General features: G+C 64.2%; 13 protein-coding genes. 5 read left to right on the top strand and 8 right to left on the bottom strand.

Annotated elements, in window-relative coordinates:
* Positions 1-114 precede the first annotated feature (114 nt).
* From FJ978_RS17765 to FJ978_RS17755, 3 genes are all read left to right on the top strand, one after another.
* Complete coding sequence (locus FJ978_RS17765) at positions 115-912, top strand: N-formylglutamate amidohydrolase (protein ID WP_140573114.1); 798 nt, start codon at positions 115-117, stop codon at positions 910-912.
* Positions 913-923: 11 nt separating this feature from the next.
* Positions 924-1,232: a DUF1244 domain-containing protein gene (locus FJ978_RS17760; protein WP_013892578.1), complete on the top strand. Its 309-nt coding sequence runs from the start codon at positions 924-926 to the stop codon at positions 1,230-1,232.
* A 262-nt stretch (positions 1,233-1,494) separates the two neighbouring features.
* Positions 1,495-2,670, top strand: coding sequence for an MFS transporter (locus FJ978_RS17755; RefSeq protein ID WP_140573113.1), 1,176 nt, complete (start codon positions 1,495-1,497; stop codon positions 2,668-2,670).
* Here FJ978_RS17755 and FJ978_RS17750 read toward each other — a convergent pair.
* Positions 2,634-3,542 carry a LysR family transcriptional regulator gene (locus FJ978_RS17750; protein ID WP_140573112.1) on the bottom strand — a complete coding sequence of 303 codons (909 nt, stop codon included), beginning with the start codon at positions 3,540-3,542 and terminating at the stop codon, positions 2,634-2,636. The two genes, FJ978_RS17755 and FJ978_RS17750, sit on opposite strands and share 37 nt — an antisense overlap.
* 116 nt (positions 3,543-3,658) lie before the next feature.
* Here FJ978_RS17750 and FJ978_RS17745 point away from each other — a divergent pair, with 116 nt between their 5' ends.
* The gene (locus tag FJ978_RS17745; RefSeq protein WP_140573111.1) at positions 3,659-4,618 is read left to right on the top strand and encodes an SDR family oxidoreductase; all 960 of its coding nucleotides are present in this window, start codon (positions 3,659-3,661) and stop codon (positions 4,616-4,618) included.
* 26 nt (positions 4,619-4,644) lie between these two features.
* Here the strand turns inward: FJ978_RS17745 and FJ978_RS17740 are convergent, their stop codons facing one another.
* From FJ978_RS17740 to FJ978_RS17715, 6 genes are all read right to left on the bottom strand, one after another.
* Complete coding sequence (locus FJ978_RS17740; RefSeq protein WP_023763678.1) at positions 4,645-4,803, bottom strand: DUF3309 family protein; 159 nt, start codon at positions 4,801-4,803, stop codon at positions 4,645-4,647.
* A gap of 99 nt (positions 4,804-4,902) precedes the next feature.
* On the bottom strand, positions 4,903-8,079 hold the full coding sequence (locus tag FJ978_RS17735; RefSeq protein ID WP_140573110.1) for an efflux RND transporter permease subunit: 3,177 nt from the start codon (positions 8,077-8,079) through the stop codon (positions 4,903-4,905).
* Between the two features lie 78 nt (positions 8,080-8,157).
* Entirely contained in the window at positions 8,158-9,324 is a 1,167-nt protein-coding gene (locus FJ978_RS17730) for an efflux RND transporter periplasmic adaptor subunit (RefSeq protein ID WP_140573109.1), read from the bottom strand.
* A 121-nt stretch (positions 9,325-9,445) separates the two neighbouring features.
* Positions 9,446-9,964, bottom strand: coding sequence for a hypothetical protein (locus tag FJ978_RS17725; RefSeq protein WP_140573108.1), 519 nt, complete (start codon positions 9,962-9,964; stop codon positions 9,446-9,448).
* Positions 9,965-10,149: 185 nt separating this feature from the next.
* Positions 10,150-11,280, bottom strand: coding sequence for a patatin-like phospholipase family protein (locus FJ978_RS17720; RefSeq protein WP_013892572.1), 1,131 nt, complete (start codon positions 11,278-11,280; stop codon positions 10,150-10,152).
* A 203-nt stretch (positions 11,281-11,483) separates the two neighbouring features.
* Entirely contained in the window at positions 11,484-12,572 is a 1,089-nt protein-coding gene (locus FJ978_RS17715; protein WP_140573107.1) for a citrate synthase/methylcitrate synthase, read from the bottom strand.
* A gap of 91 nt (positions 12,573-12,663) precedes the next feature.
* On the opposite strand from FJ978_RS17715, the gene FJ978_RS17710 reads away from it, so the two are divergent.
* On the top strand, positions 12,664-13,806 hold the full coding sequence (locus tag FJ978_RS17710; protein WP_140573106.1) for a citrate synthase: 1,143 nt from the start codon (positions 12,664-12,666) through the stop codon (positions 13,804-13,806).
* A gap of 19 nt (positions 13,807-13,825) precedes the next feature.
* Here FJ978_RS17710 and phaR read toward each other — a convergent pair whose 3' ends face one another.
* Positions 13,826-14,434, bottom strand: a complete 609-nt coding sequence (gene phaR, locus FJ978_RS17705; protein ID WP_140573105.1) for a polyhydroxyalkanoate synthesis repressor PhaR — start codon at positions 14,432-14,434, stop codon at positions 13,826-13,828.
* Positions 14,435-14,467 lie beyond the last annotated feature (33 nt).

Raw genomic sequence — 14,467 nt, 5'->3', positions numbered from 1 at the left:
TCCACCAGATTTCCCGGGAAACCTTGGCCAAACAACGGCATTGCGCAAGCGTCGCCTTCGTGGAATGACGATAGCACCCTCCCTGGAAGCCAGCGAACAGACCATTTTCCGCCAATGACCCGATCCACAGTTTTCGCGCCTTTCGACATTGTCGAGGGCGATCGCAAGCGAGGCATCGTGCTCCTGGCCGATCATGCCCGACGCGACCTGCCCGACGAGTATGGCAGCCTCGGCCTGCCCCCGGCGGAGTTCGACCGCCATATCGCCTACGATATCGGTGTCGAAGCGGTGACGCGCGAACTCGCCGCCTTGCTCGACGTCCCGGCGGTGCTCGCCAATTTCTCACGGCTGCTGATCGATCCCAATCGCGGTGAGGACGACCCGACGCTCATCCGCCAGCTCTACGACGGCACGGTGGTGCCCGGAAACTATCCGCTCGCGCCTGAGGAGCGTGAAAGGCGGCTCGACCGCTTCTACCGGCCCTATCACGACGCGGTCGGCGCCATGATCGCTTCGGTTGCGCAAGCGTTCGGGCAGGCACCTTTCATTTTCTCCGTGCATTCCTTCACGCCGGTCATGCAGGGCAGGCAGCGTCCGTGGCATGTCGGGATCCTCTGGGATCGGGACGACCGGGTGGCGCGGCCGCTGATCGACATGCTGGCCGAGGACGAGGGTCTCGTGGTTGGCGACAATGAACCCTATGACGGCGCGCTGCGCGGCGACACCATGTTCAGGCATGCCATCGTCAATGGCTATGCCCACGCGCTGATCGAAATCCGCCAGGACCTGATATCGGATCAGAAGAGCGCCATCGCCTGGGCCGAACGCCTGGCGCCGATCGTTGACGCCATCGACCGCCGTCCCGATATACATGCGGTAAAAATGTTCGGCTCGCGCACCGGGCCGCTATGACGGAGGTTTCGATGACCAAACTCAGCGACGAGCAGAAACGCGACTTCGAAGCCGCAGCCTTTCGCCGGCTGGTCGAGCATCTCAGGGAGCGCAGCGACGTGCAGAACATCGACCTGATGAACCTCGCCGGCTTCTGCCGCAACTGCCTGTCGAACTGGTATCGCGAGGCGGCAAACGCCGAAGGCGTCGATCTCGACAAGGACCAGTCGCGCGAGATCGTCTACGGCATGCCCTATGCGCAATGGCAGGCGCTTCACCAGACCGAAGCTTCCGAAGCCAAGAAGGCCGAATTCGAGGCAAGGCGGCCCACGGATCATTAGAGCAATCCACGTTCTTCATCGATAATGCTACGCGCCTTCGTCATCCTCGGGTCTGCGCCGCGTCGCTTCGCTCCTTGCTCCGCCCGTGGATGACGAAGAGAGAAGCGTTTTCGCTAATCTCCAACGCGGATAAGTCCGCTACGAACGATACCGACCTTATTTGCGTCTTTGGTCCAAACACTTCCGGGCAACCGACGCTTGACTGCAAATTGAATCGATCTAATTTCCCGCGCAAAGTCCAATTCTCGACCGGATTCACCGTATGAATGCGTCAACCGCCATGCAGACTGCCATTCGCGGACGGTGGGCCGTCGCGGCCATTTTTCTGGCCAACGGCTTCCTGACCGGCAGTTGGGCGCCGCAGATCCCGGTGTTCCTGACCCGGCTGGATATCTCGAAGTTCACGCTCGGCCTTTTGATCCTGCTGTTTGGCGCCGGCGCGGTCACGGCCATGACCTGGTGCGGCCACCTGATCTCGAAACATGGTTCGCGCACCGTGCTGCGCTGGTTCGGTCTTTGCGGCAGCCTTGGCTTGCTGGTCGTGGCGCTGGCGCCCAACGTGCCGCTGGCGGCGATCGCCATGTTCATCTTCGGCGGCTCGATCGGCGGCATGGATGTCGCCATGAACGCCAATGCCGTGGTGGTGGAGCGAAAATTGTCGCGCGCGATCATGTCGTCCTCGCATGGCTTCTGGAGCCTCGGCGGTTTCGCCGGCGGCGCCCTTGGTGGCTTCGCCATCCAGAACTATGGCCATCTCGCCCATGCCGCGGTGGTGACCGCACTCGCTTTCGCGGTGATCGCGTTGGCGGTCGGCCATCTCATTGCCGAGGGCAAGCCGCAAGCGGCCGAGCATCGCAAGTTCGCCCTGCCGGCGAACCCGCTGGTCTATCTGGTCGGGCTGATGGCGTTGCTGACGATGGTCTCCGAGGGCGCGGTGCTCGACTGGGCAGCGCTTTACCTCAGGCAGGAACTCGGCGCCGACCTTGCCATTGCCGGCCTCGCCTATGCCGCCTTTTCCGGCGTCATGGCCATCATGCGCTTCTTCGGCGATGGCGTGCGCAATCGTTTCGGAGCCGTGACGACCCTGCGCGGCTCAGCTGTCATTGCTGCTGCCGGCATGCTGATCGCCGGCCTGTCGCCCTCACCCTGGCTCGCCATCGCGGCCTTTGCCCTTTGCGGCTTCGGCATCGCCAATATGGTGCCGATCATCTTTTCGGCCGGCGGCAACCAGGAAGGCATGTCGTCCGGCACCGGCATGAGCGTCGTCACCACCATGGGCTATTCCGGCATCCTCGTGGCGCCATCGGCGATCGGCTTCGTCGCCGAGCATTCCAGCTTCGGCCCGATCTTCGTTGCCATGTCGGGTCTGCTGATCGTCGTGCTGCTGATGGCAGGCCTTGCTCACCGCGCCGAATTCGCGCCTGCGCCGGCCGAATAGCGTTTCAGTTCCTCATGGAGAAAATCCGCCACGCGGCGGATGCGCACGCTGGTGCGCACGTCGCGATGCATGGCCAGCCAGACCGGCAAAGCGGGCAGCGGCAGGCCGGGCAGCACCTTCTCCACCAGCGGGTCACGCTCGGCCAGCGGCTCCTGGCCGAGGCCAATGCCATTTCCCGCCCGCACCGCTTCCCACAGAACCATCTGGTTGTCGGCCCTGAAGCGGAAACTGTTCCGCGTGACGGGGATGCCGGCCTGCACAAAGCCTCGGATCATCTCGTCGCTGCGGTCGAAGCCGATCAGGGCGTGATCGACGAGGTCGCCCGGCTCCAGGGGGCGACCGCGCCTGTCGAGATAGGAAATGGCCGCGCAGGCGCAGAGGGGGATGTCGCAGACCTTGCGCGCCACCAATTCGTTCTGCGCTGGCTTGACCATGCGGATGGCGATGTCCGCGTCCCTGCGCAACAGGTTCTCGACCTGGTTCGAGGCAACGATTTCGACCTCGATGCCGGGCTCCTCGATGCCGAGCCGTGCCATCATCTCCGGCAGCACATAGGCAGCCACCACCTCGCTGGCGGCAATGCGCACCGTGCCTTCGATGGCCTCGACCGAGCCCTGCGCCAAGAGTGAGAAGGCACTTGCCTGCTCGCTGACCGTCTTGCCACGCTCGAACAGCGTGGCCCCGGCTTCCGTCAGCGCATAACCGCTGCGCCCACGCCGGAACAGCGTGACGCCGAGCGCCTGTTCCAATTCCGAGATGTGGCGGCCAAGCGTCGGCTGGCTTGCCGACAGCTTTCGCGCCGCGGCCGACAGGCTGCCGGTTTCCGCCACCGTGACGAAGCTCTTGATCAGGTTCCAGTCGATGTCAGCCATTCAAGAATGAATATCAGAACTGCATCCATGGTCAATTTCAATTCATCCGTGCGGCAATCATATTCGGCCTGCAAACACCGATACCGACCGCAACAACCCAAACAGGAGTAACTCAAATGACCAAGATCGCAATCCTCGGCGCCAATGGCCGGCTCGGCCGCGTCGTCGCCAAGGCATTCATCGATGCCGGCTTCGACGTCCGCGCCGTCACCCGCAGCGGCAAGCTGCCGGCCGGACTCAAGGGTGCGACCGCAATTGCCGGCGACGCGCTTGACCGCGAGGCCCTCATCCGCGCCACGCAAGGTGTCGACATCATCTTCAACGGCCTCAATCCGATCTACACCGACTGGGGCAAGTGCCTGCCGATGGCCGAGAACGTCATGGCCGCCTGCCATGCCAACGGCGCGCTGCATCTCTTCCCCGGCACCGTTTACAACTACGGCTCGCCGATGCCGGCGGTGATCACCGAGGACACGCCCTTCCATCCGACGACGGAAAAAGGCCGCATCCGCTGCGCCATGGAGGCGCTGTTTCGCAGCGAGGCCGACGCCGGTCGGGTTCGCACCATTGTTCTGCGGGCCGGCGACTTCTTCGGCGGCACCGGCAGCGGCTCTTGGTTCGACCTGATCGTCGCCGCCAAGATCGCCAAGGGCGTCTACACCGCGCCCGGCCCGGCCGATCTGGTGCATGAATGGGCCTATCTGCCGGACTTCGCCGTGGGCTTCGTCGCGCTGGTCAAGAATCTCGACAAGCTCGGCTCCTACGAGGCGCTGAACTTTCCCGGCCACGCGGTCACCGACCTGGAGATCAAGGCGGCGGCCGAGAAGGCTGTTGGCCGCCCGCTCAAGATGACCTCGATGCCTTGGTGGGTGCTGCGCGCCGGCAGCCCGTTCGTGGCGATGTGGCGTGAGATCGTCTCGATGTCCTATCTGCGCTTCGAGCCGCACCGGTTGGCCTCGACGCGGCTGGAAGCCATCATCGGCGAGATCCCGCATACGCCGCTCGACCAGGCTGTCGCCGAGGCTCTGGAGGACATCGGCATCGCGATGGCCGGAACTTTGGCCAAGACCGCCTGAACGCACCCCAGGAGCTGCGCGTCAGCTCAGATCCTGCCCATCAGCACAAGTATCAAAACCACCACCAGCACCACGCCAAGAATGCCCGACGGCCCATAACCCCAGGAGCGTGAATGCGGCCATGCCGGCACCGCGCCGATGAGGACAAGGACCAGGATGATAATGACGATGGTGGTGATCGGCATGAGACTTCCCCGCATTTGAACCCATGAGGCTGAGGGACAATGCAAAAGGCCGCCCGGTTGTTCCGGACGGCCTTTTGCACTCAAATCGGAAAGTCGTGCCTATTCGGCGGCTTTCGGGAAGGCGATCGCTGGTTCCGAACCGGCATCCGGTTTTGGCGCATCCGACGAGATCTCGCCCTTACCGCGCCGGAACAGCCGGCTGAACAAGCTGCGCCGGGCGCCGGGCTTGACCTTGGCGCGGGTGAACACCATCAGCATCGAGGGTGTCACCACCAGCGTCAGCACCGTGGCGAAGGACAGGCCGAAGACGATCGCCGAGGACAGCGAAATCCACCATTGCGTCGACGGCGCGTTGATCGTCGTCTCGTGGTGGAAGATTTCCAGGCCAAGACCAAAGGCGATCGGCAGCACGCCGAGAATGGCCGACACCGCCGTCAGCACCACCGGGCGCGCGCGCTCGCGGCAGGTCTGCAGCACGGCCTCCATCTTGTCCCAGCCCTCTTCGCGCAGCCGGTCATAGGTGTCGATCAGCACGATGTTGTTGTTCACCACAACGCCGGCCAGAGCGATGACGCCGATGCCCGACATGACGATGCCGAACGTCTCGCCCGTTATCAGCAGTCCGAGGAACACGCCGATCGTCGCCATGACCACGCAGGACAGCACCAGCCAGACGCTGGTGAACTTGTTGAACTGCGCCAAGAGCACCAGGAAGATCAGGAAGATCGCGGCGCCGAAGGCCTTGCTGAGGAAGGCGCTGGCTTCGGCGCTGTCCTCGTTCGAGCCGGCCAGCTTCCAGCGGATGCCGCTGCCGAGATCCATGCCGGCGACCGCCTTGGTGACCTCCTGCTGGACAGCCGCGACCTGTTGGCCGGCGGCAACGTTGGCCTGCACCACCACCGTACGCGCGCCGTCGATGCGGTTGAGGATACCGACCGTCGGCTCGGGCTTGCGGATGACGAAGTTCGAGATCGGCACCGAGCCCTGCGAGGTCTGCACACGAAGTTCGTCGAGCGTCGACAGTGTGCGCCGGTCTTCGGGCAGGCGCAGTCTGATATCGACGGCATCATCAGCGCCGGCCGGCCGGTATTCCGAGAGCTTCAGCCCGTTGGTTACCAGCTGGACGACTGTGCCGACAGCAGTCGGACTGATGCCGTATTGCGCCGCCTTGGCGCGGTCGACCTCGAGCGCCCAATCCACACCGGGTGGCGGCAGGCCATCGGAAATATCTATGACGCCGGGCACTTTGGCCACGCGCGCCGCAACGGCCCGGGCCTTGTCGTCGAGCCCCTTGGGATCGACAGCCGAAAGCCTGATCTGGATCGGCTTGCCGGTCGGCGGTCCGGCCTCGGGCACGCGAACCTCGACGTCGACGCCTGGAATGCCGGCCATGACGCCGCGCAGATCGTTCAGGATCTGGTTCGCCGATTTGCGCTCGCGCCAGTCGATGAATTCATACTGGATGACGCCGACCACGTCTTCGGGCACATCCTGGCCGCCGCCCTGCGTCTTGCCGACGCGGGTGTAGACGGATTTGATCCCGGGCCAACCAAGCATCCGATTTTCCGCGATCTTCGTCGCGGTATCCATTTCGGCCAGCGAAAGGTTGCCACGGGCGTGCACATAGAGCAGGCCGTAGTCGGGCTCGACACTCGGGAAGAACTCGACGCCTGCGCCGTATTTCGAATAGCCGACGAAGATGCCGGCAAGCAGGACGACGGTGAGCACCATCACGGTGATGGGGAAGCGCACCGCTTGCTTGACGACGGCCATGTACCAGCCGTCGCGATTGTCATCCTCGTGATGCTGCGGCGCCTTGGCGAAGATCGCGCCCAGCGTCGGCGCGAAGACCAGCGCGTAGAGCATCGACGCCGACAGCGTGACGATCAGCGTGATCGGCATGTACTTCATGAAATCGCCGATGATGCCGGGCCAAAATAAGAGTGGCGAGAAGGCGGCAATGCGCGTCATCGTCGCCGCGATGACCGGACCAGCCATGCGCTTGGCGGCCAGCGCGAAGGCATCCTGCTTCGGCATGCCCTCGCTCATGCGCCGTTCGGCGAATTCGGTGACGATGATGGCATCGTCGACCAGCATGCCGACGGCCAGGATGAGGCTGAACAGCACGATCATGTTGATCGTGTAACCCATCATGGCGAGCAACAGGATGCCGATCAGGAAGGACGACGGGATGGCCAGGCCGATGAGCAGCGAGGCACGGCCGGACAGCGCATAGAGGATGACGATGAACACCAGGATCACCGCGATCATCACATGGTTCTGCAGATCGCCAAGCAACTGGTTGACGAAGACCGACTTGTCCTGCGTGTAGGTGACGTGCATGCCCTCGGGCATCGTCTTGACGAAACCGTCGGACACCTCCCTCACCTTGGTGAGCGTGTCGATCAGATTGGCGCCGATGCGCTTCTTGACTTCGATGGCGATGGCCGGCTTGCCGTTGAGGCGGGTGATCGTCTCTGCGTCGGCAAAGGTCGAGCGGATCGTCGCGATATCCTTGGCCTGCACCACGGCATTGGGACCGGCGACCACCGGCAAGGCCGCAACATCCTCGGGCGTCTCGATCAGCGATGGCACCTTGACCGCGTATTTGCCTTCGGAGCCTTCAATGTTGCCGGCGGCGACCAGGCTGTTGGAAGCGCCGACGGCGCCGATCAGCTGGTCGAGCTGCAAGCCATAGGAAGACAGTTTCATCGGATCGATGACGACTTCGACGAGATCGTCGCGCGAGCCCTGCAGCGAGCCTTCGAGAACGCCGGGCACTTCCTCGATACGGTCGCGCAATTCGCGCGCCGCGGCGGTCAGGACGCGTTCGGGCAAATCGCCCGACAGTGTCACGACGAGCACCGGAAATTCGGAAATGTTGACCTCGGTGACGACGGGCTCCTCAGCCGCCTGCGGCAGGTCGGCCTTGCCGTCCTGCACCTTGGAGCGCGTATCCTGCAGCGCCGTCGCAAGGTTGGTCTGCGGCTGGAACTCGACCAGCACATAGCCGCCGCCCTGGAAGGCGGCCGAGCGCATCTCCTTGAGGCCCTTCAGGCTTTTCAGCTTGCTTTCCATCGGCCGCAGCAGAAGGCGCTCGGAATCCTCAGGCGAAATGCCTTGATAGATCAGGCTGACATACATCATCGGAATCGGAACGTCCGGTTCCGCTTCCTTCGGTGTCGACTGATAGGCGACCCAGCCTGCAATCAGCAGGAAGACCAGGACCGAGATGGTCAGGCGGGCATTGTTGATTGCGAGTCTGACGATATCCATGACATCTGCCTGCTGTTGCTTCGGGAGTGGCGAACGGACTGACGTCGCCGGGCAAGGCCCGGCGCCGGCGTCGCCGCGCTACTGCGTCCCGGCGGTGGCTTCGCCGATCAGCTTGTTGATGGTCGCCTGGTCGGCCTCGACCGGCTTGACCTCATCGCCTTCCTTCACCAATTCCTGGCCGGCGACGATGATGCGCGCATCGGCCGGGATACCGCCGAGCACGAGACCGGTCGGCGTGTCGTCGACCAGGTCGATCGGGAAGAACGCCACCTTGTTGTCCTTGCCGACGGCGCGGATGCCCAGATCGCCCTTGTCGCCGAGCGTCACCACCGAACGCGGCAAAAGCACCGCGTCGGTGGGCAGCGCGCTGAGCTGGATTTCCGCCGTCATGCCGGCCGGCACCGAGCCGTCGCCATTGGGGATGGCGACCTCGACACGGAAGGTGCGGGTCGCCGACGACGCATCGCGGCTGATGTAGCGCACGGTGCCTTCGACCGTCTGGCCGCTGACCAGCCGCACATTGGCCTTGTCGCCGAGCTTGAGATAGCCCAGGTCGCGCTCGCTGATCTCGCCGCGGGCGATCACCGGATCGAGCTTGAGGATGGTCGCCACCTCGCCGCCCTGCATGACCGAACTGCCAAGTTCCACCGGCACCCGGTCGATGACGCCGTCGAACGGCGCCTTGACTTCGTTGCGATCAAGCTCGGCCTGTGCGGTATCCAGCTGCGATTGCGCCAGGGTCAGATTGGAGCGGGCGGTGTCGAGCTGCAGCTTGGGCAAATTGCCGGTCTTCATCAGCCGCAGCGACGCCTCCAGTTCGGCCTGGCGCTGCGCGACAAGCTGCTTGGCATTGTCGCGCATCGAGATCTTTTCCTCGGCCGCCAACATCAGCACCAGATCGCCGGTCTTGACGTGATCGCCTTGCTTGACTGGCAGCTTTTCGATGACGCCAGCGACGCGTGTCGCCAGCACCGCGCGCTTGTCGGCCTCGGTCAGCCCGGAAATGCGGATGGCGCGCGCATAGGTCTTGCGCGGCGGCGTCACCACCGCGACGGTGCGCAACGGCGCCTTCGGCTCGGCTTCAGCCTTCGGCTTGCCAGCGTCCTGCGCCTTGGCGGGCTCGCCCGCCTTCTGGTGGTCGACAGCGGCGCTGCCCACCGACGAGAATTCGCCTGTCGCCATCCAGGCCGCGAAACCGATAAGCACAACAATGGCTGCAAGCTTGTGAAACCTGATTCTCGGCATCGTCGTTTTTTTCCACTGCGGGTTCGGCCAGCACCGCGCCCTCATGACGCGGGCGCGTCGCCGATATGGGTGCGCGCCTGACCGTGTTCAAATTGCCGTGATCGGCGAGCGCGCTTCTACATCAAAGTTGCACCGCAATATAGTCGGAAAGTTGCAACGGCATTGCGGAACCGGACAGAGTGTGGCAGCCGCGAAACGGTCCGTGACGTCCTGGCCAGCCCCTGAGGAGCGCCTGCTGCCGGCTCACGATCTGCCCCCACGACCAACCCGGACGACCGGCTTGGCATTGCCGGCGGGCAACGTGGCGTTCTCGAAAAATACAGCTGCCGTCGCGCGCCGGATCGTTGATCCGGACGCTGATTTTCATCGATGAACAATCATTTCGGCCGACGGCAGGCACCGATGCCCGGCGCCGGAAAATCCAGGCAATGCATTGGAATACTGATGAAATTGCCAGGAATGTTATTCCGATTAAGATTGCCAAAGACCAGTCCGCGGGCATCGAACCTGGCGTCGAAAGTGCCTGTGCGTCCAACACCGGAGGGTGCTGGACCTGCCATTCGTGACGCATCCCCAACGCCCTGTGCGTGCAGCAATGCCGGTCATTGTCCATGCGACGCGCAACGACGATGCCGACCATTCCGCTCGCCGGTTTCCGGCAATATCGTGCGATAGCGCAAGGCATTGCCGGAAGGTCGGTGGCAGCAGGCGTCAGCATGATGATGCGTTGTTCACACGCATTGGTTGCCGGTACGGGTTGTCGCTCTGTCCGAAATCCATGGATGCCGAAAGCCCTCGGCCATCGCTCTTCGGCAACAGACGGGCTCAGGCCCGACGGCGCTCCGCCTCCGGGTTCTTGCGCGCCGCCAGGAATTCCTTCACCCGCCGGCCGGGTGCGGGACCGCGCACCGGCTTGAAACCGTCATCGAGTTCGCCGGAAAGATCGAGCGTCGCCCGTTTGCCGACGGCGTCGTAATTCTCCTCAAGCCAGTCGCTGGCGGCGGTGCGTCCGAGATCGCGCAGATAGGTCAGGAATGCCCATTCGGCATTAACCTTCGATGACGCCGACAGATCCTTGAACGCCTCGTCGGCATCGATGCGATGCATGCGGATGTCGCGGTATTCGCCATGCGGCAGCCGGCCTGCGGCGATCAGTTCCTTGACGAAGGCGATCGAGCGGAATTCGCGCAGCAGCCCGGCGTTGAAGGTGATCTCGTCGATGCGGTTCTGGATCTCGTTGGCGCTCCTGGGCGTTCCCTCCCGCACCACTGGATTGATCTGAACCAGAAGCACATCCTCGGTCGCCGCCGTCTTGAAGAACGGATAGAGCGCCGGGTTGCCGCCATAGCCGCCATCCCAGTAGGGCACGCCCTTGATCTCGACGGCGCGGAACAGTTGCGGCAGGCAGGCCGAGGCCATCACCGTGTCGAGGTCGATCTCGCCATCGGAGAACACCCGCAGCTGCCCGGTCTCGACATTGGTGGCGGAGATGAACAGTTCCATCGACTTGCAGGCATGGACATTCTTGAAATCGATCTCCTGCTGAACCACGTCGCGCAGCGGATTGAGGCCAAGCGGGTTGGCGACATAGGGCGAGAACACCCGCGACATGGTGTCGAAGAAGACATAGCCCGGCGTGTTCTCGATCGACCAGTTGCCCCAGGCGACATCCCATGGCATGCGCTGCACCGGACTGAACCGGCCCTTCGCCGCTACCGCGTGCCAGAAATCATCGAGCTTTTGTCGCGCGCCGTCGACCCCGCCGCGCACAAATCCGTCGGCCAGTGCCACCGCGTTCATGGCCCCGGCGCTGGTGCCGGACACGGCCGAAATCTCCAGCCGTCCGTCCTCCAGCAGCCGGTCGAGCACGCCCCAGGAAAAGGCGCCATGCGAGCCGCCTCCCTGAAGGGCGATGTTGATCTTCTTCTTTTCCTCCGCCTTGCCGTTCTTCGTCATGGCGTTCCTGTTACCTCGGTGCCGACCCATCTGCCCGGGAATCGGAGCGATAGGGTCGCGACTATGTTGCAGTGCAGCATATAAGGGCAGACCAAGGCAAGAACACGAACACGGTCGCGTGATCACATGAAATTTCGGTCATGCGCAAAGCCTCTCCGCCTCGAGGCGGAGAAGCTTTGTTCCGTCGAGGCCGGCTTGCAGTCTCAGGCGACGAGGTTCGGCACCGGGCCGACATAGCGCGACTGCGGACGGATCAGCCGGCCGGTCGTTTGCTGCTCACGCGCATGCGCGATCCAGCCGGAAACGCGCCCGGCCGCGAAGACATTGCTGAAGGCTTGGGCGGGGAAACCCGCAGCTTCCAGCACGAGCGCGGTGTAGAACTCGACATTGGTCTGCAGCGAGCGCTGCGGCTTGGCGATCCGAAGCACATCGAGCGCCGTTTGCTCGACTTTTTCGGCGAAGGCCAGCCGGCGGCCGGTCTCGCCTTCGCCGCCAATCCGCCGCACGACAGCCTTCAGCACGTCGGCGCGCGGATCGCGCACGCGGTAGATGCGATGGCCGAACCCCATGATCCGCCTATCATGCGCGATCTCGTCGCGCAGCCAGCCAGCCGCGTCGCCATGCGCCTGGATGGCATCGAGCATCTCGATCACCGGGCCGGGCGCGCCGCCATGCAGCGGTCCCTTGAGCGCGCCGAGGCCGGCGAGCACCGATGAGGTCAGCCCAGCCAGTGTCGAGGCGACGACGCGGGTGGCGAAGGTGGAGGCATTGAGGCCGTGGTCGCAGACCGTCACCAGATAGGTATCCAGTGCCTTTGCCAATGCCGGCGGCGGGGCGGAACCTCTGAGCATCCTCAACATGTCGGCGGCATGGTCGGCCTTGCCGTCCGGCGCAACCGGCTGCTCGCCGCGCTGCAGGCGCAGCAAGACCGGCGTCAGCACCGCAGGCGCCGCGATCAGCCGCAGGGCATCCGCCAGCGTTTCGCCGTCCGGTAATAAGGCCATCCCGGCGCGCATGGCACTGTAGACGTCGAGCGGCGCCAGCAGCACCAGCGAAGGCTGGAGCCGATCGAACACCTCGACGCGTGCCTCGCCCAGGCTCGCCGCCAGTTCGGCATCGCCGGGCAGGTCGTCGAAGAAACCGTCCAGCAGCAGGCGGACGACCTGCGGATAGGTCCATCGTCCCGCCAATTCCGGCAAGGAATGGCCGCGGATCGTCAGGCGGCCGCCCAGGCCATCCACGTCCGACAGGATTGTTTCGGCCGCCACCACGTCATCGAGCCCATTCGCCATAGCTGTCTCCTTGAAGCTTTTGCGCATGGGAGATAAGGGTGGGCGACACAGGCATCAATCTTGATCAATAGAATCAATATCAAGGCTCGACATGTCCGAATGGTTGTCACGTGAAGAGGCGCTGGAACGGCTCAAGGTGCGGCCGCAGACGCTCTACGCCTATGTCAGCCGCGGGCGCATCGGCATGCGGCCCGACCGTGCCGATCCGCGCCGCAGCCAGTACCGCGCCGACGATGTGGCGGCGCTGGCGACGCGAAGGGCGCGCGGACGCAGCCCCTCGGCCATCGCCGAAAGCGCCATCGCCTGGGGCGAGCCGTCGATCGCAACGGCGATCTCGACCGTTTGGCATGGCAGGCTCGTCTATCGGGGTCGGGACGCCGTTGCGCTCTGCGAACATGCCACGCTGGAGGAAACCGCCGCCCTGCTTTGGGCCCGGCCAGAACCGGTGAGTTTCGAAGCGCAGGCGTCGGATGCCTCCGGCCAGCTTGGCCGGGCTCCAGCCTTCGCGCAACTTGCCACGCTTGCCGGCCAGGGGCGGCCCTCGCTTGGACGCAGTGCCGCCTCGCTCTGCGCCGATGCCGCGCGCGCTATCGGCGTGCTGGCCAGCGCCATCGGTGCCTCGCCGGGATCCGACCCGGTGCATCGGCGATTGGCCCGGGGCTGGTCGGTGGATGATGGCGGTGCGGAAGCAATCCGGCGCGCCCTTGTGCTGCTCGCCGACCACGAACTCAACGCATCGACCTTCGCCGCCCGCGTCGCGGCCTCGACCGGAGCCTCGCCTGCTGCTTGCCTGCTGGCGGGCCTGGCGACGCTTTCCGGCCCCCGGCACGGTGGCGCCAGCGAAGCGGTGATGCAACTCGCCGACGATGCGGCACGGCACGGCGCCGATGCCACGATCCGGCGCTGGCTCGGCCACGACCGGCCGCTGCCGGGCTTCGGCCATCAGCTTTATCCCGAGGGCGATCCTCGCGCCACAGCGCTCTTGGCGGCCATCGACGACACCGACGAGACATTGCGATCGCTGGAAACCGCCGCCATGGCCGCGACGGGCGCTCCAGCGAATATCGATTTTGCCCTGGCCGTGCTGACGCGCAGCCTTGGCTTGCCCCGCGACGCACCGTTCCATTTGTTCGCGCTCGGACGCAGCGTCGGCTGGGCCGCGCATGTGGTCGAACAGATCGTGAGCGGCAGCATCATCAGGCCGCGCGGCCGCTATGAGGGATTGCTGCCGTAGATTGCGTGAATGATAGCGCTCACGACATCGTGTCGAGCTTGCGCTGCATGGCCGCGATCTGGTCCTTCAGCTGCTGAAGATCGTCGGGCTTCTCCGGCGCTTCCTTCCTGGCCGGCTCGGCGGGAGCCGCGGCAGGCGCCGAGCCCGCGGGCGGGAACGGCGTGAACAGCCGCATCGCGTTCTGGAACATTTCCATGTTGCGGCGCGTCTGTTCTTCAAGCGCCTTGATCGGCGTCGCCATCTTCATCACGTCGAGCGGCGATTTGCCGATGGCGCCTTTCATCTGCTCGCGGAAGCGCTCCTGCTCCTTGGAAAAGGCGATCATCGACTGTTCGAGAAAGCTCGGCACGATCATCTGCATCTGGTCGCCATAGAAGGCGATGAGCTGGCGCAGGAACGGGATCGGCAGCATGTTCTGCCCGTCCTTGTTCTCCAGTTCGAAGATGATCTGGGTCAGCACCGGATGCGTGATGTCGTCGCCGGTCTTGGCGTCCTGGACGGTGAACTCCTCGCCCTTCTTGACCATCTCGGCCAGATCCTCGAGCGTCACATAGGTGCTCGTCCCCGTATTGTAGAGGCGGCGATTGGCGTATTTCTTGATAATAATCGGATCGTCTTTTGCGGCCATCTGCATCCTCCCCGGACACCGGCGCGCCTGAGT

This window comes from Mesorhizobium sp. B1-1-7, assembly GCF_006442705.1.
Taxonomy (GTDB): Bacteria; Pseudomonadota; Alphaproteobacteria; order Rhizobiales; family Rhizobiaceae; genus Mesorhizobium; species Mesorhizobium opportunistum.
This window is presented reverse-complemented; position numbering and strand designations above follow the sequence as displayed.

Bases quoted from the DNA above. Each gene is read 5' to 3' on its own strand.
- FJ978_RS17720 (WP_013892572.1), bottom strand. From the start codon at position 11,280: ATGACGAAGAACGGCAAGGCGGAGGAAAAGAAGAAGATCAACATCGCC.
- FJ978_RS17715 (WP_140573107.1), bottom strand. From the start codon at position 12,572: ATGGCGAATGGGCTCGATGACGTGGTGGCGGCCGAAACAATCCTGTCG.
- FJ978_RS17750 (WP_140573112.1), bottom strand. From the start codon at position 3,542: ATGGCTGACATCGACTGGAACCTGATCAAGAGCTTCGTCACGGTGGCG.
- FJ978_RS17725 (WP_140573108.1), bottom strand. From the start codon at position 9,964: ATGGTCGGCATCGTCGTTGCGCGTCGCATGGACAATGACCGGCATTGC.
- FJ978_RS17735 (WP_140573110.1), bottom strand. From the start codon at position 8,079: ATGGATATCGTCAGACTCGCAATCAACAATGCCCGCCTGACCATCTCG.
- FJ978_RS17710 (WP_140573106.1), top strand. From the start codon at position 12,664: ATGTCCGAATGGTTGTCACGTGAAGAGGCGCTGGAACGGCTCAAGGTG.
- FJ978_RS17755 (WP_140573113.1), top strand. From the start codon at position 1,495: ATGAATGCGTCAACCGCCATGCAGACTGCCATTCGCGGACGGTGGGCC.
- FJ978_RS17760 (WP_013892578.1), top strand. From the start codon at position 924: ATGACCAAACTCAGCGACGAGCAGAAACGCGACTTCGAAGCCGCAGCC.
- phaR (WP_140573105.1), bottom strand. From the start codon at position 14,434: ATGGCCGCAAAAGACGATCCGATTATTATCAAGAAATACGCCAATCGC.
- FJ978_RS17740 (WP_023763678.1), bottom strand. From the start codon at position 4,803: ATGCCGATCACCACCATCGTCATTATCATCCTGGTCCTTGTCCTCATC.
- FJ978_RS17730 (WP_140573109.1), bottom strand. From the start codon at position 9,324: ATGCCGAGAATCAGGTTTCACAAGCTTGCAGCCATTGTTGTGCTTATC.
- FJ978_RS17765 (WP_140573114.1), top strand. From the start codon at position 115: ATGACCCGATCCACAGTTTTCGCGCCTTTCGACATTGTCGAGGGCGAT.
- FJ978_RS17745 (WP_140573111.1), top strand. From the start codon at position 3,659: ATGACCAAGATCGCAATCCTCGGCGCCAATGGCCGGCTCGGCCGCGTC.